Here is a 26,287-nt window from a genome sequence, read left to right on the forward strand (position 1 = left end):
ATGGCCGGCCTGCAACACGCGCGGATCGGCGCCTCCCTCGAGGTCGCCAGCGCCAGCCTGGCCGGGCACCGCTTCGAGAAGCACAGCCACGACGAGTTCGTCATCAGCGCCAACCTCTGCGGATTGGAAGATGTCTGGCTGGATGGCCGTACCTTCCAGGCCGACAGCGGCGACCTGACCCTCTACAACCCGGGGCAGATCCAGGGCGGCGGCGTCCGCGACGGCCAGCCCTGGCGCTTCGCCAGCCTCTATCTGCCTGCCGCCGAACTGGCGAGCAGCCTGGATCTTTCCTCCGTCGAGTTCGACCGCCCGCTGCTGCGCAATCCGGCGCTGGGCCGCGAGTTGGCCGCCAGCATCGAAGCCTTGCTGGCCAGCGACCGCTTCGCCCGCGAACGGGGCGAGGAGCGCCTGCTGGAGTTCCTCGGCCGCCTGCTGGCGGCGAGCGGCACCCGCCTGCCGCAGAGGGCCGATCCTGGGCGCCCGGCTGTCGCCCGCCTGCAGGCGCTGCTCGCCGAGCGCCTGGCCGAGCCGCCGGACCTGGATGGGATGGCGGAGCAGGTGGGCCTGTCGAAATACCACCTGCTGCGGGCGTTCAAGAAGGCCACCGGGCTCAGCCCGCGACAGTGGAGCATGCAATTGCGCACCCGCCGCGCCCTCGGCCTGTTACGCCGTGGCCTGGCGGTGGGCGAGGTGGCCCACGCCCTGGGCTTCGCCGACCAGAGCCACCTGACCCGTTACTTCACCAGCGCCTACGGCATTTCGCCGGGCCGCTACCAGCGCGCTGTGCGCGGCTGAACTGCGCAATCCGGTTCAAGTCCGCTTCGCTGCCGGCCGGGATAATCCGACGACCCACCCACGGAGTCGTCGTCCCATGCTCGCCATCTTCCTCGCCGCCTTGCTGTTCGGTTTCGCCTTCAATGTTTCTCCTGGCGCGGTGTTCAGCGAAACGCTGCGCCGTGGTTTGACCGGCGGCTTCCGCCCGGCGTTGCTGGTGCAACTGGGGTCGCTGATCGGCGATGCCGTCTGGGCCCTGCTCGGGCTCACCGGGCTGGCGCTGCTGCTGGGCTACGAACAGGTGCGGATTCCCCTGACCCTGGCCTGTGCCGCCTACCTGGCCTGGCTAGGCGTGCAAGGCTTGCGCGACGCCTGGAGTCCGCCGCTGGCGGCGGAGGATGCCGGCGAGCAGGGGCGCAACGCCTTCGGCGCCGGCGCGGCGATCTCCCTGTCCAACCCGAAGAACGTGGTCTATTGGGGCGCCCTCGGCAGCGCCCTGGCGGGGATCGTCGACGGCACGCCGAACCAGGCGCAGTCGCTGGTGTTCTTCGCCGGTTTCATGCTCTCGTCGCTGATCTGGTGCTTTTGCTGCGCGGCGCTGGTGGACTGGCTGCGGCGCAACACCTCGCTGTTCTGGCACCGCGTCAGCTACGCCGGTTGCGGCGTGCTCCTGCTCGGCCTGGCGGGACTGGCGCTGCGCGGGCTGTAGCCGCGCCTCAGGCCGGCGCCAGGCGCCGCCGCAGCAGGCGTTGGCGCAGGCTTTCGAACCTGCCGAGGTCGACATGCCGGGCATGGTCGCCGACGACGATCCGGCCGTCGGGCAGCTCCGCCCAGTGCTGTAGTCCGCCCTCCAGGTCCAGTTCGCCGTAGCGGATGCGCAGCGCCCGGCCGGATTCGAGGTGCCAGAGCTGGGCGAGGTCCCGCGAGCGATGCGGTTCCAGCCACGGTGCCAGGAGCAGCCAGCCTCCGTCCAGGGCCTGGAGCTTCAGGTAGGGACCTTCGGCCAGGCCGTCCAGCGAGTGGCTGCGGATCTCGCCGCTGTCGAGCCGGCCTTCGCAGAGCGTTTCACGCTCCAGCCAGACGATGGTCCCGGGCGCCGCCGAGGTCGGTTGCGCCGGATCGGCGGGCAGATCCTTGCCGACGGGGAACGGCAGGGGCTGGATGCGTGCCTCGCGCCATTCGAAGAACTGCCCGCGGGAGAGCAGGCAGACGCGCTGGTCCGGAGTGGTGAAGACCGCCGGCGGATTCTCGATGGAGTGCCGCGCTTGCGGCACCTCGAAGAGCAACCGTGGTTCGTCGTTGCCCTGGGCGAAGCCCGGATAGAGGAAGAACAGGCCGCGGTCGGCCAGGAGCAGGTCGTCCCCGGCCAGGCCGATGGCAAGTTCCGGGGTGCGGCGTTGGCGCAACGACTGCGCCGGCGGCAGCGGCAAGGGCGGTAGTTCGGGCGTCAACGAGGCGAGGTCGCGGGAGCGATGCAGCCAGGCGTAGGGGCTTCCCGAACGGGTCATCCTGACCCAGGCGTGCAGGCCGTCCGCCGAACTGGCCCGGCAGAGCAACGCGCCCTGGGTTTCCTCCGCGCCATCGGGCAGGCGTTGCAGCCTGGGCCATTGGCGCAGGTCCAGCAGGTTGCGGCTGTCCTCGCCCGGCAGGCGGGCGATGGCCAGGCCGGGCGCCAGGTGCTCGGCGTGTTCGAGGCAGATGTAGGCCGAAGCCGGCGCCAGGCCGGCCGGCGCGGCGGCGGGGAGGGCCGCCCGGGCGCCCTCGGGGGCGTTTTCCTGGCGCAGCGTGCGGGCGTTGTGGCCCTGCGCTGCGAGCGCATCGAGGAGGCGCTGGCTGTGGGTGGCGCCGACCACGTACAGGTTCAGGCTGTCGTCTTCGTCCAGGCGTTCCACCAACGCCAGTCCGAGGGATTCCAGCTCCTGGCCGAGGGCTGGCAGGAAATCCTCGGGAAGGTCGTCGCGCAGGCGCTCCAGCAGCGTCTCCAGTGCGGCGGAGGCCAACTGCGGGAAGCGTCCGGCATAGTCTCGGCGGAGTACGCCGAGCACGTCGGGCAGGCGGATCTTCCAATCGAAGGTAACGGGCGTGTCCATGCGTGCGATCCGTTGCGAAGTGGGTTGCGCAACGGTATTCACTGGCTGTCGCCGTTGTAAAGCGGCGGGAGAGATATCAGGCGAAGTCGCCCCAGAGTTGCTGGGCCACCGCCAACGCTACCACCGGCGCGGTCTCGGTGCGCAGCACTCGCGGGCCGAGGCGCGCGGCGTGGAAGCCGGCCGCCTTCGCCTGCTCCACCTCGGCATCGCTCAGGCCGCCTTCGGGACCCACCAGGAAGGCCAGGCGCGACGGCGGCACATGGCTGGCCAGGGGGGCGGCCACAGGGTGCAGGACCAGCCTGAGCTCATCGTCCCGCCCGCGCAGCCAGTCCTCCAGGGCCAGCGGCGGATGGATCAGCGGCAGGCTCGAACGGCCGCACTGCTCGCAGGCGCTGATCGCCACCTGGCGCCAGTGTTGCAGGCGCTTGTCGGCGCGCTCGTCCTTCAGGCGCACTTCGCAACGCTCGCTGACGATCGGGGTGATTTCCGCCACCCCCAGCTCGGTGGCCTTCTGGATCGCCCAGTCCATCCGCTCGCCGCGCGACAGGCCTTGCCCCAGGTGGATACGCAGGGGCGAGTCGGGCTGGCCGGCGAACTGCTCGCGGAGTTCGACGCGGACATTCTTCTTGCCGACCTCGACCAGCTCGCCGAGGTATTCCCGGCCGCTGCCGTCGAACAGTTGCACGGCGTCGCCCGTGGCGTGCCGCAGCACGCGGCCGATGTAGTGGGCCTGGGTCTCGGGCAGGTCGTGCTGGCCGAGGGCGAGGGGCTGGTCGACGAAGAAGCGGGACAGGCGCATGGCGATTCGAGGGTAGTGGCGACAGGCGCGCAGTTTACTGCCTGCCGCGGGGCGCTGGAACCGGCCCCCTCGGGACGAAGGGGCGGCGACGTTCAGCCCGGATCGCGGTGGTCCGGGTGGAAGTCGCTGACCGCCACGCTGACCGCGTCGCGGGTGGCGATGTCGATGCCTTCGCTGGCCACCTCGGCGAGGAAGTCGATCTGCTCCGGGGTAATCACGTAGGGCGGCAGGAAATACACCACGCTGCCCAGCGGGCGCAGCAGCGCGCCGCGCTCCAGGCCATGCTGGAAGACCTTCAGGCCGCGGCGCTCCTGCCAGGGGTAGGGCGTCCTGGACGCCTTGTCCTGGACCATTTCGATGGCCAGGACCATCCCGGTCTGGCGCACCTCGGCGACATGCGGGTGGTCGGCCAGGTGCGCGGTGGCCCTGGCCATGTGGGTGGACAGCGCGCGGTTGGCCTCGATCACCTTGTCTTCCTCGAAGATGTCCAGGGTCGCCAGGGCGGCGGCGCAGGCCAGCGGGTTGCCGGTATAGGTGTGCGAGTGGAGGAAGGCGCGCAGGGTCTGGTAGTCATCGTAGAAGCCCCGGTAGATGGTCTCGCTGGTCAGCACCGCGGACATCGGCAGGTAGCCGCCGGTGAGGGCCTTGGACAGGCAGAGGAAATCCGGGGCGATGCCGGCCTGCTCGCAGGCGAACATCGTCCCGGTGCGGCCGAAGCCCACCGCGATCTCGTCGTGGATCAGGTGCACGCCATAGCGGTCGCAGGCTTCGCGCAGCAGCTTGAGGTAGACCGGATGGTACATGCGCATGCCGCCGGCGCCCTGGATCAGCGGTTCGATGATGACCGCGGCGATCTCGTCGTGCCCTTCGGCCAGGGTGCGCTCCATGTGGGCGAACATGTTCCGCGAATGTTCTTCCCAGCACATGCCGTCCGGACGCAGGAAGCAGTCCGGGCTGGGCACCTTGATGGTGTCCAGCAGCAGCGACTTGTAGGTTTCGGTGAACAGCGCCACGTCGCCCACCGACATCGCCGCGATGGTTTCGCCGTGGTAGCTGTTGGTCAGGGTGACGAAGCGCTTCTTGCGCGGCCTGCCGCTATTGAGCCAGAAGTGGTAGCTCATCTTCAGCGCGACCTCGATGCCCGCCGAGCCGCTGTCGGCGTAGAACACCCGGTCGAGCCCCGGCGGGGTGATCTTCACCAGTCGCTCCGACAGCTCGATCACCGGCTGGTGGCTGAATCCGGCGAGGATCACGTGCTCCAACTGGTCGACCTGGTCCTTGATGCGCTGGTTGATGCGCGGGTTGGCGTGGCCGAACACATTGACCCACCAGGAACTGACCGCGTCGATGTAGCGCTTGCCTTCGAAATCCTCCAGCCAGACGCCTTCGCCGCGGCGGATCGGGATCACCGGCAGGCGTTCGTGGTCTTTCATCTGGGTACAGGGATGCCAGAGTACGTTCAGGTCGCGCTGCATCCAGTCGGCGTTAAGGCCCATGGGCTGTCTCCTCGGATCGATCGGCAAAGCCTATGCAATGGGGGTGAGATGAACAACCCGGTGGGTTGGGACACATCCGACAGCAGCCGCCGACGGACTCCTATGGTGGCCCAAACGGCTCTGGCGTATGCTGCGCGCCGTTGCGTCTTTGCTTTTTTCCTGGGGAGTCCGGTATGTCGTTAAGGTGGCTGCGCGCCGCGGCGTTTCTCATGTTGGGGGTGTTCAGCGCGGTGGCGCTGGGCAAGGATAAACAGCCTACGGCGATCGTCGTCGGCGCGGGCCTGGCAGGCCTGAGCGCGGCCTACGAATTGCAGAAGGACGGCTGGCAGGTCACGGTGCTCGAAGCGCGGCCGCAGGTGGGCGGGCGTTCCGGCCTGGCCACCAGCGAATGGGTCGGCAACCAGAAGGTCCAGCCCACGCTCAATGCCTACCTGGACACCTTCAAGCTGAAGCCGGTGCCGGCGCCGGACTTCGTCCGCACCCCCAGCTACCTGATCGACGGCCTGTACTACAGCAGCAGCGATCTCGCGCTCAAGCAGCCGAACGTCGCCGCCGACCTCAAGCGCTTCGAGTCGACCCTGGACGATCTCTCTGCATCGATCTCCGACCCGCTCAACCCTGCCTCGAGCAATACCCTGTTCGCCCTCGACCAGATGAACGCCGCGCGCTGGCTGGACAAGCTGAACCTGTCGCCGACCGCGCGCCTGCTGGTCAACCAGCGTATCCGTTCGCGCTACGACGAACCGTCGCGCCTGTCGCTGCTCTACCTCGCCCAGCAGGGCCGCGCCTACCGTGGCGTCGACGACCGCGACCTGCGCGCGGCGCGCCTGCCCGGCGGCAGCCAGGTGCTGGCGGAAGCCTTCGTCAAGCAGATCAAGACGATCAAGACCAAATCCAAGGTGTCGAGCATCGTCCAGGCCAAGGACGGCGTCGCCGTCAAGGCCGGCAGCGAGACCTACAAGGCCGACTACGTGGTTCTCGCCGTGCCGCTGAAGGCGCTCGGCCAGATCCAGATGACCCCGTCCCTGAGCGGTACCCAGATGTCCGCGCTGAAGGGCACCAACTATGGCTGGCGCGACCAGATCCTGCTGAAGTTCAAGCGTCCGGTGTGGGACGACAAGTCGCGCCTCTCCGGCGAGATCTTCAGCGACCAGGGCCTGGGCATGATCTGGGTCGAGCCGGCGCTGAAAGGCGGCGCCAACGTGCTGATCAACCTGTCCGGCGACAACGCCCGCGTGCTGCAGGCTTTCGGCGACCGGCAGATGGTCGACCAGGTGCTGATCCGCATGAACAAGTTCTATCCGAAGATGCGCGGTGCCTTCGGCGGCTACGAAATTCGTCGCTACAGCGCCGACCCGGGCACCGGCGGTTCCTACCTGGCCTACGGTCCGGGCCAGGTGACGCGCTTCTGGCGGATCTGGGAACAGCCGCTGTCGCGGGTCGCCTTCGCCGGCGAGCACACCGATGCGCTGTACCCCGGCACCATCGAGGGGGCGCTGCGCAGCGGCAAGCGCGCCGCCAGCCAGGTGCGCGACCTGTACGCCGGCAAGACGCCGGTGATCGAGGGCGCGCCGATGGTGGCGAAGGCCGAGAAGGTAGCCGCACCGACGACCGGCGGCGAGAAGAAGAACCCGTTCGCCTGGTTCACCCGCCTGTTCGATTGATTCCCTTCGCCGGCGCCGGAAGCTCCGGCGCCTTGCGCTTCCCGGTTCGCAGCGCAATCCAGGGTTTTTTCTTAGCCTGCGAACCTATCTTGTGAATCGATGTTTCAAAGCAGAATTTTCTGCTTTAACTCGATGGATTTGCCGCTAGTCTTGAGGCTTCGCTTTTCAAGGAAGTTTTTCATGCAGTGGCGCAATACCTCATCCCGTTACGGCGTATTCAGCCTGTTCCTGCACTGGGGCAGCGCGCTGGTGGTCTTCGGCCTGTTCGGCCTGGGCCTGTGGATGCGCGAACTGAGCTATTACGACCCCTGGTACCACCCCGCGCCGGCGCTGCATAAAAGCATCGGCATCCTGCTGGCCATCGCCCTGCTGGTGCGGATCGTCTGGCGTTTCGTCAGCCCGCCGCCGCCGGCGCCGGCCAACCACGGTCCGCTCACGCGGGTAGCGAGCAAGCTCGGCCACCTCGCGCTGTACGGGCTGCTGCTGGCGGTGATCGTCGCGGGCTACCTGATTTCCACCGCCGACGGCGAACCGATCAGCGTATTCGGCTGGTTCTCCGTGCCGGCGACCCTCAGCGGGCTGCCCGACCAGGCGGACGTCGCGGGTGAAATCCATCTCTACCTGGCCTGGGCGCTGGTGGTCTTCGCCGTCCTCCATGCCCTGGCCGCCCTCAAGCATCACTTCGTCGACCGCGACCCGACCCTAAAGCGCATGCTCGGTCGCTCGTCGAATGATCAACAACCACGTTAAGGAGAATGTCCATGCTGAAGAAGACCCTTGCCGCGCTGGCGCTCGGCTCCGCACTGTTCACCGCCGGCCAGGCAATGGCCGCGGACTACAAGATCGACAAGGAAGGCCAGCACGCCTTCATCGAGTTCCGCATCAAGCACCTGGGCTATAGCTGGCTGTACGGCCGCTTCAACGACTTCGACGGCAGCTTCACCTTCGACGAGAAGAACCCGTCGGCCGACAAGGTCAAGGTGACCATCAACACCAACAGCGTGGACACCAACCATGCCGAGCGTGACAAGCACCTGCGCAGCGGTGATTTCCTCAACGTCAGCAAGAACCCGACCGCTACCTTCGAATCCACCGAAGTGAAGGCCAACGGCGACAGCGCCGACATCACCGGCAACCTGACCCTGAACGGCGTGACCAAGCCGGTCACCATCAAGGCCAAGCTGATCGGCCAGGGCGACGACCCGTGGGGCGGCTACCGTGCCGGCTTCGAAGGCAGCGCCACCCTGAAGCTGAAAGACTTCGGCATCAAGATGGACCTCGGCCCGGCATCCCAGGAAGTCGAGCTGCTGCTCTCCGTCGAAGGCATTCGCCAGTAAGCGGATACCTGAAACGAAAAACGCCGGCGATCGCCGGCGTTTTTCATTGTGCTTCGAAAAGAATGTTCTTAAATATCCTCAAGCGGTTGCGCGGCCAGGCATTGGTCGAGGAGATGCACCAGGGTGGCTTGTTCCTCCGGGGTGAGCGGGGCAAACAACTCGTCATGCACGCGTGACATGATGGCTTCCGCATGCTGGTGGATGGCCAGCCCCTCGTCGGTGAGGAAGAGCTGGAAGCTGCGCTGGTCGCTGGGGTTGCGCTCGCGGCGGACCAGGTTTCTTCCCTCCAGCTCGCGGATCTTCCGGGTGATCAGTGCCTTGTCGCGGCACATCTGGCGTCCCAGGTCCTGCAGGTTCAGCCCGCGTTGTTCGTCGATAAGCTTCAATACATGGACGTCGGGCGGGGTCAGGTCGAGTCGCTGGCAATCGAGCTCGCTCTGGATGCGCGTCCGTACATGCTGGAAGACCGCCATCAGCGCGGGCATCAGGTCGGGATTCACGGGGTAGTTCATTGGTTTGGCCGAGTAAACCTAATGTAAATGTGGTTGATCCAGTCAACTATTTTGCTTATTTTAGTTGACCTTATCAACCTTGTTTCAGGTTCTGAATATGGGCCATGGCGCCGGGTGGATAACCGGCCATCGAGCTAAAACGTTTCAGGTGTTTTCACGCGAGGCTTTCGGACGTTTACAAACACCTATGAATGTAAGTATTTTGCCTGCCTTCTTCGAGCCGGTGCAGCGCCTTCACGCTGCATCGGCCGCTTTCGCTCATGAGGACAACGCTATGCAACGAACGCCAGCCATGCGTGTACTGGTTCCGGCCCTGCTGGTCGCGATTTCGGCCCTTTCCGGGTGCGGAAAAAGCGAGGCGCCGCCGCCGGCGCAAACGCCGGAGGTCGGAATCGTGACCCTGGAAGCGCAGACGGTGACCCTGAATACCGAGCTGCCGGGCCGGACCAATGCGTTCCGCATCGCCGAGGTGCGTCCCCAGGTGAACGGCATCATCCTCAAGCGCCTGTTCAAGGAAGGCAGCGACGTCAAGGCCGGGCAGCAGCTCTACCAGATCGACCCCGCCACCTACGAGGCCGACTACCAGAGCGCCCAGGCCAACCTGGCCTCGACCCAGGAGCAGGCCCAGCGCTACAAGCTGCTGGTCGCCGACCAGGCCGTGAGCAAGCAGCAGTACGCCGACGCCAATGCCGCCTACCTGCAGTCCAAGGCGGCGGTGGAACAGGCGCGGATCAACCTGCGCTACACCAAGGTGCTGTCGCCGATCTCCGGCCGCATCGGCCGTTCCGCGGTGACCGAAGGCGCCCTGGTGACCAACGGCCAGGCCAACGCGATGGCCACCGTGCAACAGCTCGACCCGATCTACGTCGACGTCACCCAGCCGTCCACCGCCCTGCTGCGCCTGCGCCGCGAACTGGCCAGCGGCCAGTTGGAGCGCGCCGGCGACAACGCTGCGAAGGTCTCCCTGAAGCTGGAGGACGGTAGCCAATACCCGCTGGAAGGCCGCCTCGAATTCTCCGAGGTTTCCGTCGACGAAGGCACCGGCTCGGTCACCATCCGCGCCGTGTTCCCCAACCCGAACAACGAGCTGCTGCCCGGCATGTTCGTTCACGCGCAGTTGCAGGAAGGCGTCAAGCAGAAGGCCATCCTCGCTCCGCAGCAAGGCGTGACCCGCGACCTCAAGGGCCAGGCTACCGCGCTGGTGGTGAACGCGCAGAACAAGGTCGAGCTGCGGGTGATCAAGGCCGACCGGGTGATCGGCGACAAGTGGCTGGTCACCGAAGGCCTGAACGCCGGCGACAAGATCATTACCGAAGGCCTGCAGTTCGTGCAGCCGGGTGTCGAGGTGAAGACCGTGCCGGCGAAGAATGTCGCGTCCGCGCAGAAGGCCGACGCCGCTCCGGCGAAAACCGACAGCAAGGGCTGATCAAGGGGATTCGTAATGTCGAAGTTTTTCATTGATAGGCCCATTTTCGCGTGGGTGATCGCCTTGGTGATCATGCTCGCGGGCGGCCTGTCGATCCTCAGTCTGCCGGTCAACCAGTACCCGGCCATCGCCCCGCCGGCCATCGCCGTGCAGGTGAGCTACCCGGGCGCCTCGGCCGAGACGGTGCAGGACACCGTGGTCCAGGTGATCGAGCAGCAGATGAACGGGATCGACAATCTGCGCTACATCTCCTCGGAGAGTAACTCCGACGGCAGCATGACCATCACCGTGACCTTCGAACAGGGCACCGACCCCGACATCGCCCAGGTCCAGGTGCAGAACAAGCTGCAACTGGCCACCCCGCTGCTGCCGCAGGAAGTGCAGCGCCAGGGGATCCGGGTGACCAAGGCGGTGAAGAACTTCCTCATGGTGGTCGGTGTGGTTTCCACCGACGGCAGCATGACCAAGGAAGACCTGTCGAACTACATCGTTTCCAACATCCAGGACCCGCTCTCGCGGACCAAGGGCGTCGGTGACTTCCAGGTGTTCGGCTCGCAGTACTCGATGCGCATCTGGCTCGACCCGGCCAAGCTGAACAGCTACCAGCTGACCCCGGGCGACGTGAGCAGCGCGATCCAGGCGCAGAACGTGCAGATTTCCTCCGGCCAGCTCGGCGGCTTGCCGGCGGTCAAGGGCCAGCAGCTCAACGCCACCATCATCGGCAAGACCCGCCTGCAGACCGCGGAGCAATTCGAGAACATCCTGCTCAAGGTCAATCCCGACGGTTCCCAGGTGCGCCTGAAGGACGTCGCCGATGTCGGCCTGGGCGGCCAGGACTACAGCATCAACGCGCAGTTCAACGGCAGCCCGGCGTCCGGTATCGCGATCAAGCTGGCCACCGGCGCCAACGCGCTGGATACCGCCAAGGCGATCCGCCAGACCATCGCCAACCTGGAACCGTTCATGCCGCAGGGCATGAAGGTGGTCTACCCGTACGACACCACCCCGGTGGTCTCGGCCTCGATCCATGAGGTAGTGAAGACCCTCGGCGAGGCGATCCTCCTCGTGTTCCTGGTGATGTACCTGTTCCTGCAGAACTTCCGCGCCACGCTGATCCCGACCATCGCCGTACCGGTGGTGCTGCTGGGGACCTTCGGCGTGCTCGCCGCGTTCGGCTTCTCGATCAACACCCTGACCATGTTCGGCATGGTGCTGGCCATCGGCTTGCTGGTGGACGACGCCATCGTGGTGGTGGAGAACGTCGAGCGGGTGATGGCCGAGGAAGGCCTGTCGCCAAGGGAGGCGGCGCGCAAGTCCATGGGCCAGATCCAGGGCGCGCTGGTCGGTATCGCCATGGTGCTCTCGGCGGTATTCCTGCCGATGGCGTTCTTCGGCGGCTCCACCGGGGTGATCTACCGGCAGTTCTCCATCACCATCGTGTCGGCCATGGCCCTCTCGGTGATCGTGGCGCTGATCCTCACCCCGGCGCTCTGCGCGACCATGCTCAAGCCGATCGAGAAAGGCGACCATGGCGAGCACAAGGGCGGCTTCTTCGGCTGGTTCAACCGGATGTTCCTTTCCACCACCCACGGCTACGAGCGGGGCGTGGCGTCGATCCTCAAGCATCGCGCGCCGTACCTGCTGATCTACGTGGTGATCGTGGCCGGGATGATCTGGATGTTCACCCGCATTCCCACCGCGTTCCTCCCCGACGAGGACCAGGGCGTACTGTTCGCCCAGGTACAGACCCCGCCGGGCTCCAGTGCCGAGCGTACCCAGGTGGTGGTGGACTCGATGCGCGAATACCTGCTGGAGAAGGAAAGCTCTTCGGTCAGCTCGGTGTTCACCGTGACCGGCTTCAACTTCGCCGGCCGCGGCCAGAGTTCGGGCATGGCGTTCATCATGCTCAAGCCCTGGGAAGAGCGTCCCGGTGGTGAGAACAGCGTGTTCGAGCTGGCCAAGCGCGCGCAGATGCACTTCTTCAGCTTCAAGGACGCGATGGTGTTCGCCTTCGCGCCGCCGTCGGTACTGGAACTGGGTAACGCCACCGGCTTCGACCTGTTCCTCCAGGACCAGGCGGGCGTCGGCCACGAGGTCCTGCTCCAGGCGCGCAACAAGTTCCTCATGCTCGCCGCGCAGAACCCGGCGCTGCAACGCGTGCGCCCCAACGGCATGAGCGACGAACCGCAGTACAAGCTGGAGATCGACGACGAGAAGGCCAGCGCCCTCGGCGTGTCCCTCGCCGACATCAACAGCACCGTGTCCATCGCCTGGGGTTCCAGCTACGTCAACGACTTCATCGACCGTGGCCGGGTCAAGCGGGTCTACCTGCAGGGCAGGCCGGACGCGCGGATGAACCCGGACGACCTGAGCAAGTGGTACGTGCGCAACGACAAGGGCGAGATGGTGCCGTTCAACGCCTTCGCCACCGGCAAGTGGGAATACGGTTCGCCGAAGCTGGAGCGCTACAATGGCGTGCCGGCGATGGAGATCCTCGGCGAGCCGGCGCCCGGCCTGAGTTCCGGTGACGCCATGGCGGCGGTCGAGGAGATCGTCAAGCAATTGCCGAAAGGCGTTGGCTACTCCTGGACCGGCCTGTCCTACGAGGAGCGCTTGTCCGGCTCGCAGGCGCCGGCGCTGTATGCGCTGTCGCTGCTGGTGGTGTTCCTCTGCCTGGCGGCCCTGTACGAAAGCTGGTCGATTCCGTTCTCGGTGATGCTGGTGGTGCCGTTGGGCGTGATCGGCGCGCTGCTGGCGACGTCCATGCGCGGCCTGTCTAACGACGTGTTCTTCCAGGTGGGCCTGTTGACGACCATCGGCCTGTCGGCGAAGAACGCCATTCTCATCGTGGAGTTCGCCAAGGAGCTGCACGAGCAGGGCAAGGGCATCGTCGAGGCGGCCATCGAGGCCTGCCGCATGCGTCTGCGGCCGATCGTGATGACCTCCCTGGCGTTCATCCTTGGTGTGGTTCCGCTGGCGATCTCCACCGGCGCCGGCTCGGGCAGCCAGCATGCGATCGGTACCGGCGTGATCGGCGGCATGGTCACTGCGACCGTCCTGGCGATCTTCTGGGTACCGCTGTTCTACGTGGCGGTCAGCACGCTGTTCAAGGACGAGGCGTCCAAGCAGCAAGCGTCCGTCGAAAAGGGGCAATGATATGAAACGGTCCTTCCTTTCCCTGGCGGTAGCCGCTGTCGTTCTGTCCGGCTGCTCGCTGATCCCCGACTACCAGCGCCCCGAGGCGCCGGTAGCCGCGGCCTACCCGCAAGGGCAGGCCTACGGGCAGAACACCGGCGCGGCGGCCGTTCCGGCCGCCGACATCGGCTGGCGCGAGTTCTTCCGCGACCCGCAGTTGCAGCAACTGATCGGCGTGGCGCTGGAAAACAACCGCGACCTGCGGGTCGCCGCGTTGAACGTCGAGGCCTTCCGGGCGCAGTACCGCATCCAGCGGGCCGACCTGTTCCCGCGGATCGGCGTGGACGGTAGCGGCACCCGCCAGCGTTTGCCGGGCGACCTGTCGACCACCGGCAGTCCGGCGATTTCCAGCCAGTACGGGGTGACCCTGGGCACTACCGCCTGGGAACTCGATCTCTTCGGCCGCCTGCGCAGCCTGCGCGACCAGGCCCTGGAGCAGTACCTGGCGACCGAACAGGCGCAGCGCAGCGCGCAGACCACCCTGGTGGCCAGCGTGGCGACCGCCTACCTGACGCTGAAGGCCGACCAGGCGCAGTTGCAACTGACCAAGGACACCCTGGGCACCTACCAGAAGAGTTTCGACCTGACCCAGCGCAGCTACGACGTCGGCGTCGCCTCCGCGCTCGACCTGCGCCAGGCGCAGACCGCCGTGGAAGGCGCCCGCGCGACCCTGGCGCAGTACACCCGCCTGGTAGCCCAGGACCAGAATGCACTGGTCCTGCTGCTGGGTTCCGGGATCCCGGCGAACCTGCCGCAAGGCCTGGGCCTGGACCAGACCCTGCTGACCGAAGTGCCGGCGGGCCTGCCGTCGGACCTGCTGCAACGGCGCCCGGACATCCTCGAGGCCGAGCACCAGCTCATGGCCGCCAACGCCAGCATCGGCGCCGCGCGCGCGGCGTTCTTCCCGAGCATCAGCCTGACCGCCAACGCCGGCACCATGAGCCGCCAGCTGTCCGGCCTGTTCGACGCCGGTTCGGGCTCCTGGTTGTTCCAGCCGTCGATCAACCTGCCGATCTTCACCGCCGGCAGCCTGCGCGCCAGCCTGGACTACGCGAAGATCCAGAAGGACATCAACGTCGCGCAGTACGAGAAGGCGATCCAGACCGCCTTCCAGGAAGTCGCCGACGGTCTGGCCGCGCGCGGTACCTTCACCGAGCAGTTGCAGGCACAGCGCGATCTGGTCAAGGCCAGCGACGAGTACTACCAGCTCGCCGACAAGCGCTACCGCACGGGGGTGGACAACTACCTGACCCTGCTCGACGCGCAACGCTCGCTGTTCACCGCGCAGCAGCAACTGATCACCGACCGCCTCAACCAGCTGACCAGCGAGGTCAACCTGTACAAGGCCCTCGGCGGCGGCTGGAACCAGCAGACCGTGACCCAGCAGCAGACCGCGAAGAAGGAAGATCCGCAGGCCTGATCGCCTTCCGCGCCATGCAAGAACGCCGACCCTAGGGTCGGCGTTTTTTTATCCTCGCGGAAGTCGGCGGGTCCGCGTCACGGACCCGCTCGGCCTTAGCGGTTGCGGGTCAGCAGTGCGGGGCGCTCGCCCTTGCGCCGCGGCTCCAGCTCGTCGAGCTGCTCGGCGGTGGGGAAGCGATCCATGCGCACCAGGTCGCGCTTGTTGATCACCACCGGCTGGCGGCTCGGCTGCTTGCCGGTGCCGTACTCGGACGGCTCGCGCAGCGGCGCGTCGCTCATCCGCGAGGCATTCTCGCGACCCTGGCCGCGCGGCTTGCTGGCGCGCGGTTTCTTCGCCTTGCCCTGGCCGGCACCCTGACCGCGAGCGCCGCCTTGAGCGGCGCCCTGGCTCTTGCCGCGAGCTTGGCCCTGGCCTTGGCCACGACCCTGCTGGCCGGTACCGCCCTGGGGTTTCTGCTGGCCACCGCGGCGTCCGCGTCCCTTGTTTTCCTGGCCCTGGTAGGGGCTGACGTAGTCGGCGCGGTTGCCGAAATTGTCGAAGTCGTCGTCGAGGAACTCTTCCGGATCGCGATTACCGTCGACTTCCGGAGGCCGATTGGGCTTGGCCGGACGCGCTTCGCGGCTCTGCCGCGGCTGCTGCGCTTGGCCGGCCTCGCGGTTTTCCTTGTTCTTGCCACCGCGACGGCGGCGCTTGCCGGCCGGCTTCTCGGTACCGTCCTGGGCCGCAGCGACATTGCTGTCGGGGTTGCTCGCCTGGGCGTCTTTCGGCTTGCGCTCGCGGCTGCTGCGCCGTTCCTTGTCGCGGCGCGGCTGCTTCTGCGGCGCTTCGCGGGGCTCCGGCTGGGCCACCTCGGGCAGCACGGCCTCGGGGTCGAAACCCTGGGCATCGCCATCGGGAATACGCTGTCTGGTCATCTTCTCGATGGCCTTGAGCAGCTTCTCTTCGTCCGGCGCCACCAGCGAGATCGCCTCGCCGCTGCGTCCGGCGCGGCCGGTACGGCCGATGCGGTGGACGTAGTCTTCCTCGACGTTGGGCAACTCGTAGTTGACCACATGGGGCAACTGGTCGATATCCAGGCCGCGGGCGGCGATGTCGGTCGCCACCAGGATGCGCACGTCGTTGGCCTTGAAGTCGGCCAGCGCCTTGGTCCGCGCGTTCTGGCTCTTGTTGCCATGGATCGCGGCGGCCGGCAGGCCGTGCTTGGTCAGGTACTCGGCGAGACGGTTGGCGCCGTGCTTGGTACGGGTGAAGACCAGCACCTGTTCCCAGGCGCCGACGGTCACCAGGTGCGCCAGCAGGGCGCGCTTCTGCGGCGCCGGCAGGCGGAACACGCGTTGCTCGATGCGCTCGACCGTGGTGTTCGGCGGCGTTACCTCGATGCGTTCCGGGTTGTGCAGGAGCTTGTTGGCGAGGTCGACGATGTCTTTCGAGAAGGTAGCCGAGAACAGCAGGTTCTGGCGCTTGGGCGGCAGCTTGGCGAGAACCTTCTTCACATCGTGGATGAAGCCCATGTCGAGCATGCGGTCGGCTTCGTCGAGGACGAGGATTTCCACGTGGGACAGGTCGACCTTGTTCTGCCCGGCCAGGTCGAGCAGGCGGCCGGGGCAGGCGACGAGTACGTCGACGCCCTTGGCCAGGGCCTGGATCTGCGGGTTCATGCCAACCCCGCCGAAGATGCAGGTGCTGTTCAGCGGCAGGTCGCGGGCGTAGACCTTGAAGCTGTCATGCACCTGGGCGGCCAGCTCACGGGTCGGGGTCAGTACCAGCACGCGCGCCTGGCGCGGGCCGTGGCGGTGTTCGCGGTCGGGATGACCGGCGGGGAACAGGCGCTCCAGTACCGGCAGGGCGAAACCACCGGTCTTGCCGGTGCCGGTCTGTGCCGCAACCATCAGGTCGCGACCTTGCAACACGGCGGGAATCGCCCGCTGTTGCACGGGAGTGGGCTGGCTGTAGCCCGCAGCCTCCACAGCGCGGGCAAGCGCCTCGGAGAGTCCGAGGGAAGAAAAGGACATGCGGGTTTTCCTATATGGGCCGGGGCGAGGCCGGCTGCTGTGAAATCACCAAGTTCTGCGAACTCCTGTCTACCTTCGGGCCCTGTCGGCCAGGGCGGAAGGTCTGGCCGCGGCGCTGCGTATGCGCTCGGTGGCCGGTGTCGAACGGGTGCCCTCGCGGGCATGGCCGCGCACCTGGTCGGGGGCGCTGGCCGGTTCGCTCCCGGCCCTGGGTGGGGGGGCCGGGGGCAGCGTCAACGGAGGGCTGCGGTCAGAGCAGGTCACGCTGGCGCAAATGCTGGCGGATCTCGTTGGCCCGGGAGCCAAGGAGGTTGCGCAGCAAGCTGTGATTCAGCCAATCCTCGATTTGTTCCGCAATCGGTTCCTGCGGATAGCGTTCGATGGCATTGGTCGCGGCTTTCTCCCACCAGACGGGGCCGCAGGCCCGGTCGAACTCGTTACTGTATTCGTGGCAACCGTAGAGCAGTTCGATACTGAACTGGCGCATCGGAGCCGGCAACGGCAGGGTTCCCAGCTTGTACAGCAGACGCTTGGCACGCGGTGGGCGTGGCAGTCGATCGGTCACCTTGAGGGTGTCGTCGAGGGCTGCAGCGCTGAGAAGGGAGGAACCGTGCTTGCACAACCAGGCCTGGATCTTCGCGCGGAACAGCTGTTTCCGGCTCCAGTAATGGTGGATCAGGTCGGTACAACCCACCAGCTCCAGCCGCTTGTGGGCGGCGACGGCCAGGACGAATTCCTCAAGAGTATAGGCACCGTTGGCAATTGGATAGAGTTCATCCATTAATTCCAACGAACGGTCGAGTATTTTCGCCTCTTCCCGAGGCAGGCCGATGACGCCGGAGTTGAGCTGGTGCATCTCGTCGTCGGCCCAGCCGCGCTCGAACAGGTAGGGCGAGAGGTCGCGGTAGAGCGGGAAGTTACGGTGTTCGCCATAGCGCGCGCCGATCGCGTTGCACAGCAGGCTGCCGGGCTGGATGCGGTCGAACAGGCGCAGGGGCGAACTGTGGAAGAAGGTATCGGTGTCGATCAGCAATGCCTGGTCGGCGTCTTCCAGGGCGTCGCGCAGGGCCACGTGCTTGGCGCGGAAGTGATAGCCGTGCGGTTGGCACCAGGCGACCAGCTCCTCGGCCGTCACTTCGCGGACCTGCACCGGCAGGCCGGCGTAGGGACTGGGGTCGTCGGTATAGACCCTGACCGTCAGGCCATGCGCCGCCCCGTCGCGGAGGTGGGCGAAGGCGCTGGCGATGCTGAACAGGGCTTCCTGGTGGTAGGTCTGTCGCCCGTAGACCAGGTAGATCAGATGCTTGCGTGAGTTGGCCATGTCTGTCGTGGATCGCGTGAGAGGCTTCCCTGCCGGTATACGCTGCCGGGCCGAACCGCGTGGGCGGTATCAGCGTGGCAGCTGGAGATTCTTCCAGATCGCCAGGCTCGGATCGGCCTGGTTCAAAGTATAGAAATGCAGTCCCGGTGCGCCGCCCTCCAGCAGGCGTTCGCACATCTCGCTGATGACCTGCTCGCCGAAGGCCTGGATGCTGCGGCTGTCGTCGCCGTAGGCTTCCAGTTGCTTGCGGATCCAGCGCGGCAGTTCGGCGCCGCAGGCGTCGGAGAAGCGCGCCAGCTTGGAGTAGTTGGTGATCGGCATGATGCCGGGGACCACCGGGATGTCCACGCCGAGCTTGGCGACCCGCTCGACGAAGTAGAAATAGGCATCGGCGTTGAAGAAGTACTGGGTGATGGCGCTGCTGGCGCCGGCCTTCACCTTGCGCACGAAGTTCGCCAGGTCATCCTCGAAGCTGCGCGCCTGGGGGTGGACTTCCGGATAGGCGGCGACCTCGATGTGGAAGTGGTCGCCGGTCTCGGTGCGGATGAAGTCCACCAGTTCGTTGGCGTAGCGCAGTTCGCCGCTGGCCATGCCCATGCCCGACGGCAGGTCGCCGCGCAGGGCGACGATGCGGCGGATGCCGGCCTCGCGGTAGCGGCCGAGCAGTTCGCGCAACTCGGCTTTCGAGTCGCCGACACAGGACAGGTGGGGCGCGGTCGGCACTTTCACCTCGCCGTCCAGTTGCAGCACGGTACTCAACGTGCGGTCGCGGGTGGATCCGCCGGCGCCGTAGGTGCAGGAGAAGAAGTCGGGCTTGTAGCCCGCCAGGTTGCGGGCGGTGGCCAACAGCTTTTCATGGCCGGCCTCGGTCTTCGCCGGGAAGAACTCGAAGCTGAAACGGCGTTCGCTCTGACTCATGATCGGTTCCTTGGACGCGACCACGGCCGCGCCTCTTCTTGTTGATTCCGACTAGCGCCGGGTACTTCAGTAGTACTGGCGGTAGTGCTCGATTTTTTCCCGCAGGCGTCGGGCCGTCGCGGCGTGGGCATGGCCGAGGCGAGCGAGGATCAGCTGCGACTCCTGGTGGTAGTTCGCGATCTTGTCCTGGCTCCAGGTCTGCGGCGGTGGCTGCAGGTTGGTGATGCGGTCGCACAGCTTGACCAGGGCGTACTGCGCCGGGCCCTCGGCAAGCGCCTGGAGATAGTCGTCGAGGGAACGCTTGGGGCCGTCGCCCACGCGCTTGCTCAGGGCCTGCACGCCGGCACAGACGAACTCGCCGAACTGTTGCCGCAGCTCCTCGGGTGAGGTCGCCGTGTCTTCCAGGGTGTCGTGCAGGACCGCGATCTGCAGGGTTTCCCCGAGCCGTTCGATGGCACCGTCGCGATCGGCGGCCAGCAGCTCGTTGGCGACCATGCCCAGGTGCACCAGATAAGGCAGCGGCGAGCCGCTGAGGGTCTGGTTGCGGTGGGCGCGGGCGGCGAACAGCCAGGCCTGGTTGTAGCGATCGGCGAGGTGCGTGGACATCGTGGGAGCGCTCATGCGAACGGGGCAGGCGCATGGCGCCTGCCCCGTGGTCCGCTTAGTAGCGATAGGTGTCCGGCTTGAACGGGCCTTCCACGCTCACGCCGATGTACTCGGCCTGTTTCGGGGTCAGCTGGGTGACCACGCCGCCGAAGCCCTTGACCATCTCCAGGGCCACTTCCTCGTCGAGCTTCTTCGGCAGCACTTCGACGCTCAGGCGCTTGGCCTTCTCGGCGGCCGGCAGGTCGGCGTACTTCTGCTCGAACAGGTGGATCTGCGCCAGCACCTGGTTGGCGAAGGAACCGTCCATGATCCGGCTCGGATGGCCGGTTGCGTTGCCCAGGTTGACCAGGCGGCCCTCAGCGAGAAGGATCAGGTAGTCGTCGTTGTACGCGTCGAAACCGTCCTTGCCGGTGCGGTGGATCTTGTGCACCTGCGGCTTGACCTCTTCCCAGGCCCAGTTCTTGCGCATGAAGGCGGTGTCGATCTCGTTGTCGAAGTGGCCGATGTTGCAGACCACCGCGCGTTTCTTCAGCGCCTTGAGCATGTTGGCGTCGCAGACGTTGACGTTGCCGGTGGTGGTGACGATCAGGTCGATCTTGCCCAGCAGCGCGGCGTCGATGCTGGCCTCGGTGCCGTCGTTGATGCCGTTCTTGTACGGCGAGACGACTTCGAAGCCGTCCATGCAGGCCTGCATGGCGCAGATCGGGTCGACTTCCGCGACCTTGACGATCATGCCTTCCTGGCGCAGCGACTGCGAGGAGCCCTTGCCCACGTCGCCGTAGCCGATCACCAGGGCCTGCTTGCCCGACAGCAGGTGGTCGGTGCCGCGCTTGATGGCGTCGTTGAGGCTATGGCGGCAGCCGTACTTGTTGTCGTTCTTGCTCTTGGTCACCGAGTCGTTGACGTTGATCGCCGGGACTTTCAGGGTGCCGTTCTTGAGCATGTCGAGCAGGCGGTGGACCCCGGTGGTGGTCTCTTCGGTGATGCCGTGGATGCGCTCGAGCATCTGCGGGTATTTCTTGTGCAGGATCTCGGTCAGGTCACCGCCGTCGTCCAGCACCATGTTGGCGTCCCACGGCTGGCCGTCCTTGAGGATGGTCTGCTCGATGCACCATTCGTACTCTTCCTCGGTCTCGCCCTTCCAGGCGAACACCGGGATGCCGGCTGCGGCGATGGCGGCGGCGGCCTGGTCCTGGGTGGAGAAGATGTTGCAGCTCGACCAGCGGACTTCGGCGCCCAGCGCGACCAGGGTCTCGATCAGCACGCCGGTCTGGATGGTCATGTGGATGCAACCGAGGATCTTCGCGCCTTTCAGCGGCTGCTGGCCGGCATACTTGCGGCGCAGGCCCATCAGTGCGGGCATTTCCGATTCGGCGATGATCAGCTCGCGGCGGCCCCAGGCGGCCAGGGTGATGTCGGCGACCTTGTAGTCGGTGAAACCGGCGGGCGTCATGACAGCGCTCATGCGTAACTCTCCATTCGTTGTCTGCGAATGGGCGCCGTTGGTGCGTTGACAGACCGGCGAGGCCGGCCTGAGAGCGCGCTCCGTTCGAGCCTGACAGGCCTAGGCCTGCTGCAGCGCCCCTCGAACGGAAGGCGGGAGCGACCCGAAGGGCCGCCTGAGCGGGCGATTATAGCGGCGCCACATGAAACTCCCAAGTCACCCCTGATACGCCGCTCGTCGCCGTGCGTCGTGCCCTCGGGCTGCGGCGATGCACCGCAGCGCAGAAGCGCGGGGAATTTGCGTGTCAGGATGCTAGAGTGCGCGGTCATGAGAATCGCTCCCATCTCCCGCTCACCGCTGTTGCAGTGGCTGAGCTTCGCCCTCTGTGCCTGCGTGCTGGTCAACGCGCTGGCTTGCGGCGTCCTGCACCTGCAGGCGCTGGGAGTGGGCAGCGACAAAGGGCAGAAGGCCAGCGTCGGGCTGTTCTGCGTCGCCGGTGCCAGCCAATGGCTATCCCTGGATCCCGACGACGGGTCCGCCGGCGATCCGGTACCGGTCAATCCCCAGTTGCCGGTGAGCTGCCCGATGTGCAGCGCCCTGGTGCTGTTCGTCGCGCTCGGGGTGATCTGGTCCTGGCGCTTGCAACGGCGACGCCAGGCGCGTTTCCGCCCGCCCGCCACGCGCGAGCCGGTGCCGCCCCGGTACGTCTGGCCGCCGGCCAACCCGCGCGCTTCCCCCGCCTGATCCTGAACGCCCGCCGCGCCGGGCATTTGCATCCGTCGCCCGTCCTGCCTCGTCCGCGCAGCGCTCGCCGCTGTCCATCCGGGCGAGGCGGGCGTGCCCACCATGCCTTGCTTCAGGATCGCTCGATGAAAAAGCATTCCACGGCCCGCCGCGTCCTCGCGCTGGGTCTCAACCTCACCCTGGCCGGCGTTCCGGCCTGGCTCTGGGCCGATGAGGAACCCACCGAACTGCCCGCCCTCACCGTCAGCGCCGGCGCCGCCGGGGAAACCCCGCCGGCCCTCGATCTCGACGACAGCGCCGGCGGCGGCTCGCGCCTGGGCCTGAGCCTGCGCGAGACTCCCGGCTCGGTAAGCGTGGCCAACCGTGCCAGCTTCGAGCGGCGCGGCCTGCGCAGCACCCAGGACATCGCCAACAGCCTGCCCGGCGTGAACGCCTCGGCGCCGCCCGGCTTCGGCGGCTTCGTCACCTACCGCGGCTTCAGCTCGAACCAGGTCAACCAGTTGTTCAACGGCATTCCGGTGCAATACAGCAGCGCCATGCGTCCGCTGGACGACTGGATCGTCGACCGCGTCGAGCTGGTCGGCGGTCCGTCCTCCTTCCTCAACGGCGCCGGTGCCGTCGGCGGCTCGCTGGACTACATCAGCAAGCTCGCCGACCGCTACGGCGATTTCATGGAAGGCCGGGTGCGCTATGGCAGCTACGACGATTCGGAAGTCGCCTTCGGCTTCAACCAGGCCCTGGGCATCGGCCCCGAGCCGAAGCACTTCGTGCGCCTGGACGTCAGCCGCAGCGGCGGCAACGGCTACGTCGACCGCAATTCGCGCGAATCGTGGAACGTCGCTTTCTCCCTGCTCAGCGACCTGACCCCGGACCTTTCCCACACCCTGGCCCTGGAGTACCAGGACGAGCAGGAAGACAGCCCCTACTGGGGCACACCGGTGCTCAATCCCTACGCCGGCGAGCTGAAGATCGACAAGAGCCGTCGCCGCGAGAACTACAACGTCGCCGATGGCCGCTACGAACAGCGCGTGCGCTGGCTGCGCTCGATCCTCGAATACCGGGTCAGCGACAGCACGCGCTGGCGCAACACCTTCTACCACTACGACGCCGAGCGCGATTACCGCAACCTCGAGACCTACCGCTACAACGCCGACAACAGCGGGGTGGTGCGCTCCAACGCATTCCTCCAGCGCCACGACCAGCAGCTCAACGGCAACCGCTTCGAGCTACAGCACAGCCAGCCGCTGTTCGGACTGGCCAGCGACTGGGCGCTGGGTTTCGACTACAGCATCAACAAGCAGACGCGCTTCCCGAGTACCGCCTCCGGGCCGTTCGGTACGGTCGATCCGGCCAGTTTCGAGCCGGGCCACTTCTACGACCTGCCGGGCATGCGTCCCGGCCACCGGAAGGACCGCAGCAACGAGGTGCGCACCAGCGCGTTGTTCGCCGAGAACCGCCTGGGCCTGACCGACGAGCTGTCGCTGGTCACCGGGCTGCGCTACGACCACCTCGACCTCGACGTGCGCAACCATCGGACGGTGACCGCCAGCGATCCTGCACACTTCGAACGGCGCTGGGACGTACTCACCGGGCGCGCCGGGCTGGTCTACCAGTTCACCCCGCACGCCAACGTCTACCTGCAATACAGTACCGCCGCCGACCCGCCGGGCGGGGTGCTGACCAGCGCCAGCTTCGGCCAGGTCCGCGACTACGACCTGTCCACCGGCGACCAGTGGGAGCTGGGCAGCAAGTTCGATTTCCTCGACGGTCGCGGCAGCGCCACCCTGGCCGCCTACCGCATCGTCCGCCGGGACTTCTCGGTGGCCGACCCGAACAACCCCAACCTCAGCGTGCCGGTGGGCCAGCAGACCTCCAGGGGCATCGAGGCCGCCGCCTCCCTGCGGATCACCCCGAAGCTGCTGGCCGAGGGCAATTTCGCCTGGGTCGACGCGCAGTACGACGAGTTCACCGAGAACGTCGGCGGCGTCGCCGTCTCGCGCAAGGGCAAGACGCCGCCGAACGTGCCGGAGCGGGTCGGCAACCTGTGGCTGACCTACGACTTCGACCCGGCCTGGCAGGGCGGGGTGGACGCGCGCTACGTGTCCTCGGTGTACGCCAACAACGCCAACACCTGGCACGTGCCGTCCTATACGGTCTACGGGACTTTCCTCAGCTACCGGCTGGACGAGCGCACGCGGATCACCGGGCGCGTGCGCAACCTCACCGACGAGGTCTACGCGCGCTTCGTGCAGAGCACGCCGCTGTACTACGTCGGCGACCCGCGCACCTTCGAGCTGAGCGTGCAGACGCGCTTCTGAGGAGTCGTCGATGAAACGCTACCTGTACCTGTGGCACCGCTGGCTGGGCATCGGCTGCTGCCTGCTGATGGTGCTCTGGTTCGTCTCCGGCATGGTCATGCTGTATGTCGGCTATCCCAAGCTGACTCCGCTGGAACGCCTGGCCCACCTGCCCGAGCTGGACGGCTGCGAGGCCTGCGTACCGCTGCGGACGGCCCTCGCCGGCGGCGATGGAAAGACCCCGCGGAGCATCCGGCTGGCCAGCGTAGGAGGCCTGCCGACCTACCTGCTGGACGATGCCGACGGACGCACGCGTGCGCTGGCGGCGCGCGACGGCCGACCGCTGGCGGTGGACGCGGACAGGGTGCTGGCTTCGGCCCGTGCTTTCAGCGGCGAAGTACCGATGCAGTTGCAAGGGCGGATCGAGGAAGACGCCTGGACCCATACCCGCAACCTCGATCCGCACCGGCCGCTATGGCGGGTGCAGACCGCGGACGAGGAGGGCCGGCTGCTCTACCTGTCCTCGCAGACCGGCGAGGTGGTACGCGACGCCAGCCGCCGGGAGCGCGCCTGGAACTGGCTCGGCGCCTGGCTGCACTGGCTCTATCCGCTGCGCGGCGGCTGGTTCGACGGGCAGTGGGCGAACCTGGTGATCGGCCTGTCGCTGCTGGCGACCCTGGCGACCGTCCTCGGCATCCTCGTCGGCCTGCTCCGCTGGCGCTTCCGCAAGCCCTACCGCAGCGGCTCGCGCTCGCCCTATGCGGGCGGTTTCCAGCGCTGGCACCACCTCGCCGGCCTGCTCTTCGGCGCGCTGGTGCTGAGCTGGATCTTCAGCGGGCTGATGTCGATGAATCCGTGGAACCTGTTCGGCCGCGGCACGCCGCTCGACCTCGCGGCCTACCAGGGCGGTAGCTGGGACCGGGCGCTGCCCGCCGGACTGGAGGCGGACGCTGTCCTGCGGCGCTTGCGTGCCGCCGGGTTGCGGGTGCGCGAGCTGGAGTGGCGGGCGCTCGACGGCGAGCCCTATGCGCTCGGGCGCAGCGCCAGCGGCAACAGCCTGCTGCTGACGGCGGATGGCGAAATCCTCCGCGAGCTACCCGCGGATCGCCTGCTGGCGGCGGCTCGCGCGCTGCTGCCGGGCGTGCCGATGCAGGCCGAACGGTTGGAACGCTACGACTTCTATTACTACCCGCGCGAAGAACACAGCATGATGGGCTACCTGGAGCGGCGCCTGCCGGTCTGGCGCCTGCGTTTCGACGATCCCCGGCATACCTGGGTGCACCTGGATCCCTACAGCGGCGCGGTGGTTGGCGTGCTCGACGACGGTCGGCGCGGCAGCCGCTGGCTGTTTTCCCTGTTGCATAGCTGGGACTGGCTGCCGCTGCTGACCCGGCGTCCGCTGTGGGACCTGTGGATGCTCGGTTTCAGCCTCGGCGGCCTGGTGGTCTGCGCCAGCGGCTGCTGGATCGGCTGGCGTCGCCTGCGCGGCCGCCGTCCGAAGCGTCGCTGAGAGGGGCTACCTGGCAAGACTGGGCGTCGCCGCACGCCCGGATTTGCTGGTAGCCTTGGTTGAATTCGCAGTAATGGATCGCACATGGGCACACACAAGATCGAGATCCGCCGCCGCAACGTCGAGAAGATTCTCCTGGCCGCCGAAAAAGTCTTCGCCGAAAAAGGCTACGCCGGCACCTCCATGGGCAACATCGCCGAAGAAGCCGAACTGCCGCGCTCCAACCTGCACTACTACTTCAGCACCAAGGACGAGCTGTACCGCGACGTCCTCCTCGGCCTGCTCGAGGTCTGGAAGCAGGACGCCCTCTGCTTCGAGATGTTCGATGACCCAAGGGTGGTATTGACCAGCTATATCCGCGCGAAGATGAACCATTCGCGCACCCGCCCGCATGGCTCCAAGGTCTGGGCCAACGAAATCATGCATGGCGCGCCGCTGCTCGGCGCCACCCTCGACGACAGCCTCTACGAATGGGCCAAGATGAAGGAGGCGAAGATCCGCCAGTGGGTCGAGGAAAAGCGCATCCTGTCGATCGAGCCGAGCAGCCTGCTCTACATGATCTGGGCCTCCACCCAGCACTACGCCGACTTCGGCTACCAGGTCGAGGTGCTCAACGGCCACCAGCCGCTCAGCGACATGCAGTTCGAAAGGGCGGTACAGACGGTGACCAGCGTGGTCCTGCGCGGAATCGGATTGGAGCCCTGAGCAGCGGAGCCTTC

General features: G+C 66.7%; 21 protein-coding genes and 1 riboswitch. Of the genes, 12 read left to right on the forward strand and 9 right to left on the reverse strand.

The annotated features are described in order from the left end of the window. Positions 1-795 carry an AraC family transcriptional regulator gene (locus tag HMPREF2581_RS16060; protein WP_003128976.1) on the forward strand — a complete coding sequence of 265 codons (795 nt, stop codon included), beginning with the start codon at positions 1-3 and terminating at the stop codon, positions 793-795. 76 nt (positions 796-871) lie between these two features. Then, a complete protein-coding gene (locus HMPREF2581_RS16065) occupies positions 872-1,483 on the forward strand; it encodes a LysE family translocator (RefSeq protein WP_003084610.1) in 612 nt (203 codons plus the stop codon). A gap of 7 nt (positions 1,484-1,490) precedes the next feature. Here the strand turns inward: HMPREF2581_RS16065 and HMPREF2581_RS16070 are convergent, their stop codons facing one another. The 3 genes from HMPREF2581_RS16070 to HMPREF2581_RS16080 form a co-directional block, all read right to left on the reverse strand. Continuing rightward, entirely contained in the window at positions 1,491-2,906 is a 1,416-nt protein-coding gene (locus tag HMPREF2581_RS16070) for a hypothetical protein (RefSeq protein WP_003128978.1), read from the reverse strand. A 34-nt stretch (positions 2,907-2,940) separates the two neighbouring features. Beyond that, the gene (locus HMPREF2581_RS16075; protein ID WP_003128980.1) at positions 2,941-3,663 is read right to left on the reverse strand and encodes a 16S rRNA (uracil(1498)-N(3))-methyltransferase; all 723 of its coding nucleotides are present in this window, start codon (positions 3,661-3,663) and stop codon (positions 2,941-2,943) included. 92 nt (positions 3,664-3,755) lie between these two features. Further along, entirely contained in the window at positions 3,756-5,159 is a 1,404-nt protein-coding gene (locus tag HMPREF2581_RS16080) for an adenosylmethionine--8-amino-7-oxononanoate transaminase (protein WP_003084617.1), read from the reverse strand. 173 nt (positions 5,160-5,332) lie between these two features. Between HMPREF2581_RS16080 and HMPREF2581_RS16085 the strand changes: the two genes are divergently transcribed. The 3 genes from HMPREF2581_RS16085 to HMPREF2581_RS16095 all read left to right on the forward strand — a co-directional run bounded on the left by HMPREF2581_RS16085 (position 5,333) and on the right by HMPREF2581_RS16095 (position 8,160). Next, on the forward strand, positions 5,333-6,823 hold the full coding sequence (locus tag HMPREF2581_RS16085; RefSeq protein ID WP_004365053.1) for a flavin monoamine oxidase family protein: 1,491 nt from the start codon (positions 5,333-5,335) through the stop codon (positions 6,821-6,823). 180 nt (positions 6,824-7,003) lie between these two features. Continuing rightward, positions 7,004-7,573 (forward strand): cytochrome b, encoded by a 570-nt coding sequence (locus tag HMPREF2581_RS16090; RefSeq protein ID WP_003106133.1) that lies wholly within the window; start codon positions 7,004-7,006, stop codon positions 7,571-7,573. 11 nt (positions 7,574-7,584) lie between these two features. Continuing rightward, complete coding sequence (locus HMPREF2581_RS16095) at positions 7,585-8,160, forward strand: YceI family protein (RefSeq protein ID WP_003084626.1); 576 nt, start codon at positions 7,585-7,587, stop codon at positions 8,158-8,160. Between the two features lie 68 nt (positions 8,161-8,228). Here HMPREF2581_RS16095 and mexR read toward each other — a convergent pair whose 3' ends face one another. Further along, positions 8,229-8,672 (reverse strand): effux pump transcriptional repressor MexR, encoded by a 444-nt coding sequence (gene mexR, locus HMPREF2581_RS16100; protein WP_004365054.1) that lies wholly within the window; start codon positions 8,670-8,672, stop codon positions 8,229-8,231. A 274-nt stretch (positions 8,673-8,946) separates the two neighbouring features. Here mexR and mexA point away from each other — a divergent pair, with 274 nt between their 5' ends. The 3 genes from mexA to oprM are packed head-to-tail and all read left to right on the forward strand — an operon-like array spanning position 8,947 to position 14,713. Beyond that, positions 8,947-10,098 (forward strand): multidrug efflux RND transporter periplasmic adaptor subunit MexA, encoded by a 1,152-nt coding sequence (gene mexA / locus HMPREF2581_RS16105; protein WP_003118819.1) that lies wholly within the window; start codon positions 8,947-8,949, stop codon positions 10,096-10,098. A gap of 15 nt (positions 10,099-10,113) precedes the next feature. Further along, positions 10,114-13,254, forward strand: a complete 3,141-nt coding sequence (gene mexB, locus HMPREF2581_RS16110; RefSeq protein WP_003107312.1) for a multidrug efflux RND transporter permease subunit MexB — start codon at positions 10,114-10,116, stop codon at positions 13,252-13,254. A gap of 1 nt (position 13,255) precedes the next feature. Continuing rightward, a complete protein-coding gene (oprM, locus tag HMPREF2581_RS16115; RefSeq protein WP_003084633.1) occupies positions 13,256-14,713 on the forward strand; it encodes a multidrug efflux RND transporter outer membrane channel subunit OprM in 1,458 nt (485 codons plus the stop codon). A gap of 95 nt (positions 14,714-14,808) precedes the next feature. Here the strand turns inward: oprM and HMPREF2581_RS16120 are convergent, their stop codons facing one another. The 5 genes from HMPREF2581_RS16120 to ahcY all read right to left on the reverse strand — a co-directional run bounded on the left by HMPREF2581_RS16120 (position 14,809) and on the right by ahcY (position 21,038). Further along, on the reverse strand, positions 14,809-16,728 hold the full coding sequence (locus HMPREF2581_RS16120; RefSeq protein WP_003084635.1) for an RNA helicase RhlE2: 1,920 nt from the start codon (positions 16,726-16,728) through the stop codon (positions 14,809-14,811). A 250-nt stretch (positions 16,729-16,978) separates the two neighbouring features. Then, entirely contained in the window at positions 16,979-18,049 is a 1,071-nt protein-coding gene (locus tag HMPREF2581_RS16125; protein WP_003084637.1) for a hypothetical protein, read from the reverse strand. Between the two features lie 69 nt (positions 18,050-18,118). Further along, a complete protein-coding gene (gene metF, locus HMPREF2581_RS16130; RefSeq protein ID WP_003084639.1) occupies positions 18,119-18,967 on the reverse strand; it encodes a methylenetetrahydrofolate reductase [NAD(P)H] in 849 nt (282 codons plus the stop codon). 66 nt (positions 18,968-19,033) lie between these two features. After that, positions 19,034-19,588, reverse strand: coding sequence for an HD domain-containing protein (locus HMPREF2581_RS16135; RefSeq protein ID WP_004365055.1), 555 nt, complete (start codon positions 19,586-19,588; stop codon positions 19,034-19,036). A gap of 40 nt (positions 19,589-19,628) precedes the next feature. Then, on the reverse strand, positions 19,629-21,038 hold the full coding sequence (gene ahcY, locus HMPREF2581_RS16140; RefSeq protein ID WP_004365056.1) for an adenosylhomocysteinase: 1,410 nt from the start codon (positions 21,036-21,038) through the stop codon (positions 19,629-19,631). Between the two features lie 22 nt (positions 21,039-21,060). Then, a riboswitch (S-adenosyl-L-homocysteine riboswitch) is annotated at positions 21,061-21,166 on the reverse strand. Positions 21,167-21,344: 178 nt separating this feature from the next. On the opposite strand from ahcY, the gene HMPREF2581_RS16145 reads away from it, so the two are divergent. The 4 genes from HMPREF2581_RS16145 (at position 21,345) to HMPREF2581_RS16160 (ending at position 26,273) form a co-directional block, all read left to right on the forward strand. Beyond that, on the forward strand, positions 21,345-21,761 hold the full coding sequence (locus HMPREF2581_RS16145; protein ID WP_003160904.1) for a DUF2946 domain-containing protein: 417 nt from the start codon (positions 21,345-21,347) through the stop codon (positions 21,759-21,761). A 125-nt stretch (positions 21,762-21,886) separates the two neighbouring features. After that, the gene (locus HMPREF2581_RS16150; protein WP_004365058.1) at positions 21,887-24,079 is read left to right on the forward strand and encodes a TonB-dependent receptor; all 2,193 of its coding nucleotides are present in this window, start codon (positions 21,887-21,889) and stop codon (positions 24,077-24,079) included. A gap of 10 nt (positions 24,080-24,089) precedes the next feature. After that, positions 24,090-25,568, forward strand: coding sequence for a PepSY domain-containing protein (locus HMPREF2581_RS16155; protein ID WP_004365060.1), 1,479 nt, complete (start codon positions 24,090-24,092; stop codon positions 25,566-25,568). Positions 25,569-25,652: 84 nt separating this feature from the next. After that, entirely contained in the window at positions 25,653-26,273 is a 621-nt protein-coding gene (locus tag HMPREF2581_RS16160; protein WP_003084655.1) for a TetR/AcrR family transcriptional regulator, read from the forward strand. The last annotated feature ends 14 nt before the right edge of the window (positions 26,274-26,287 follow it).

This window comes from Pseudomonas sp. HMSC057H01, from assembly GCF_001836405.1.
Lineage (GTDB): Bacteria > Pseudomonadota > Gammaproteobacteria > Pseudomonadales > Pseudomonadaceae > Pseudomonas > Pseudomonas aeruginosa.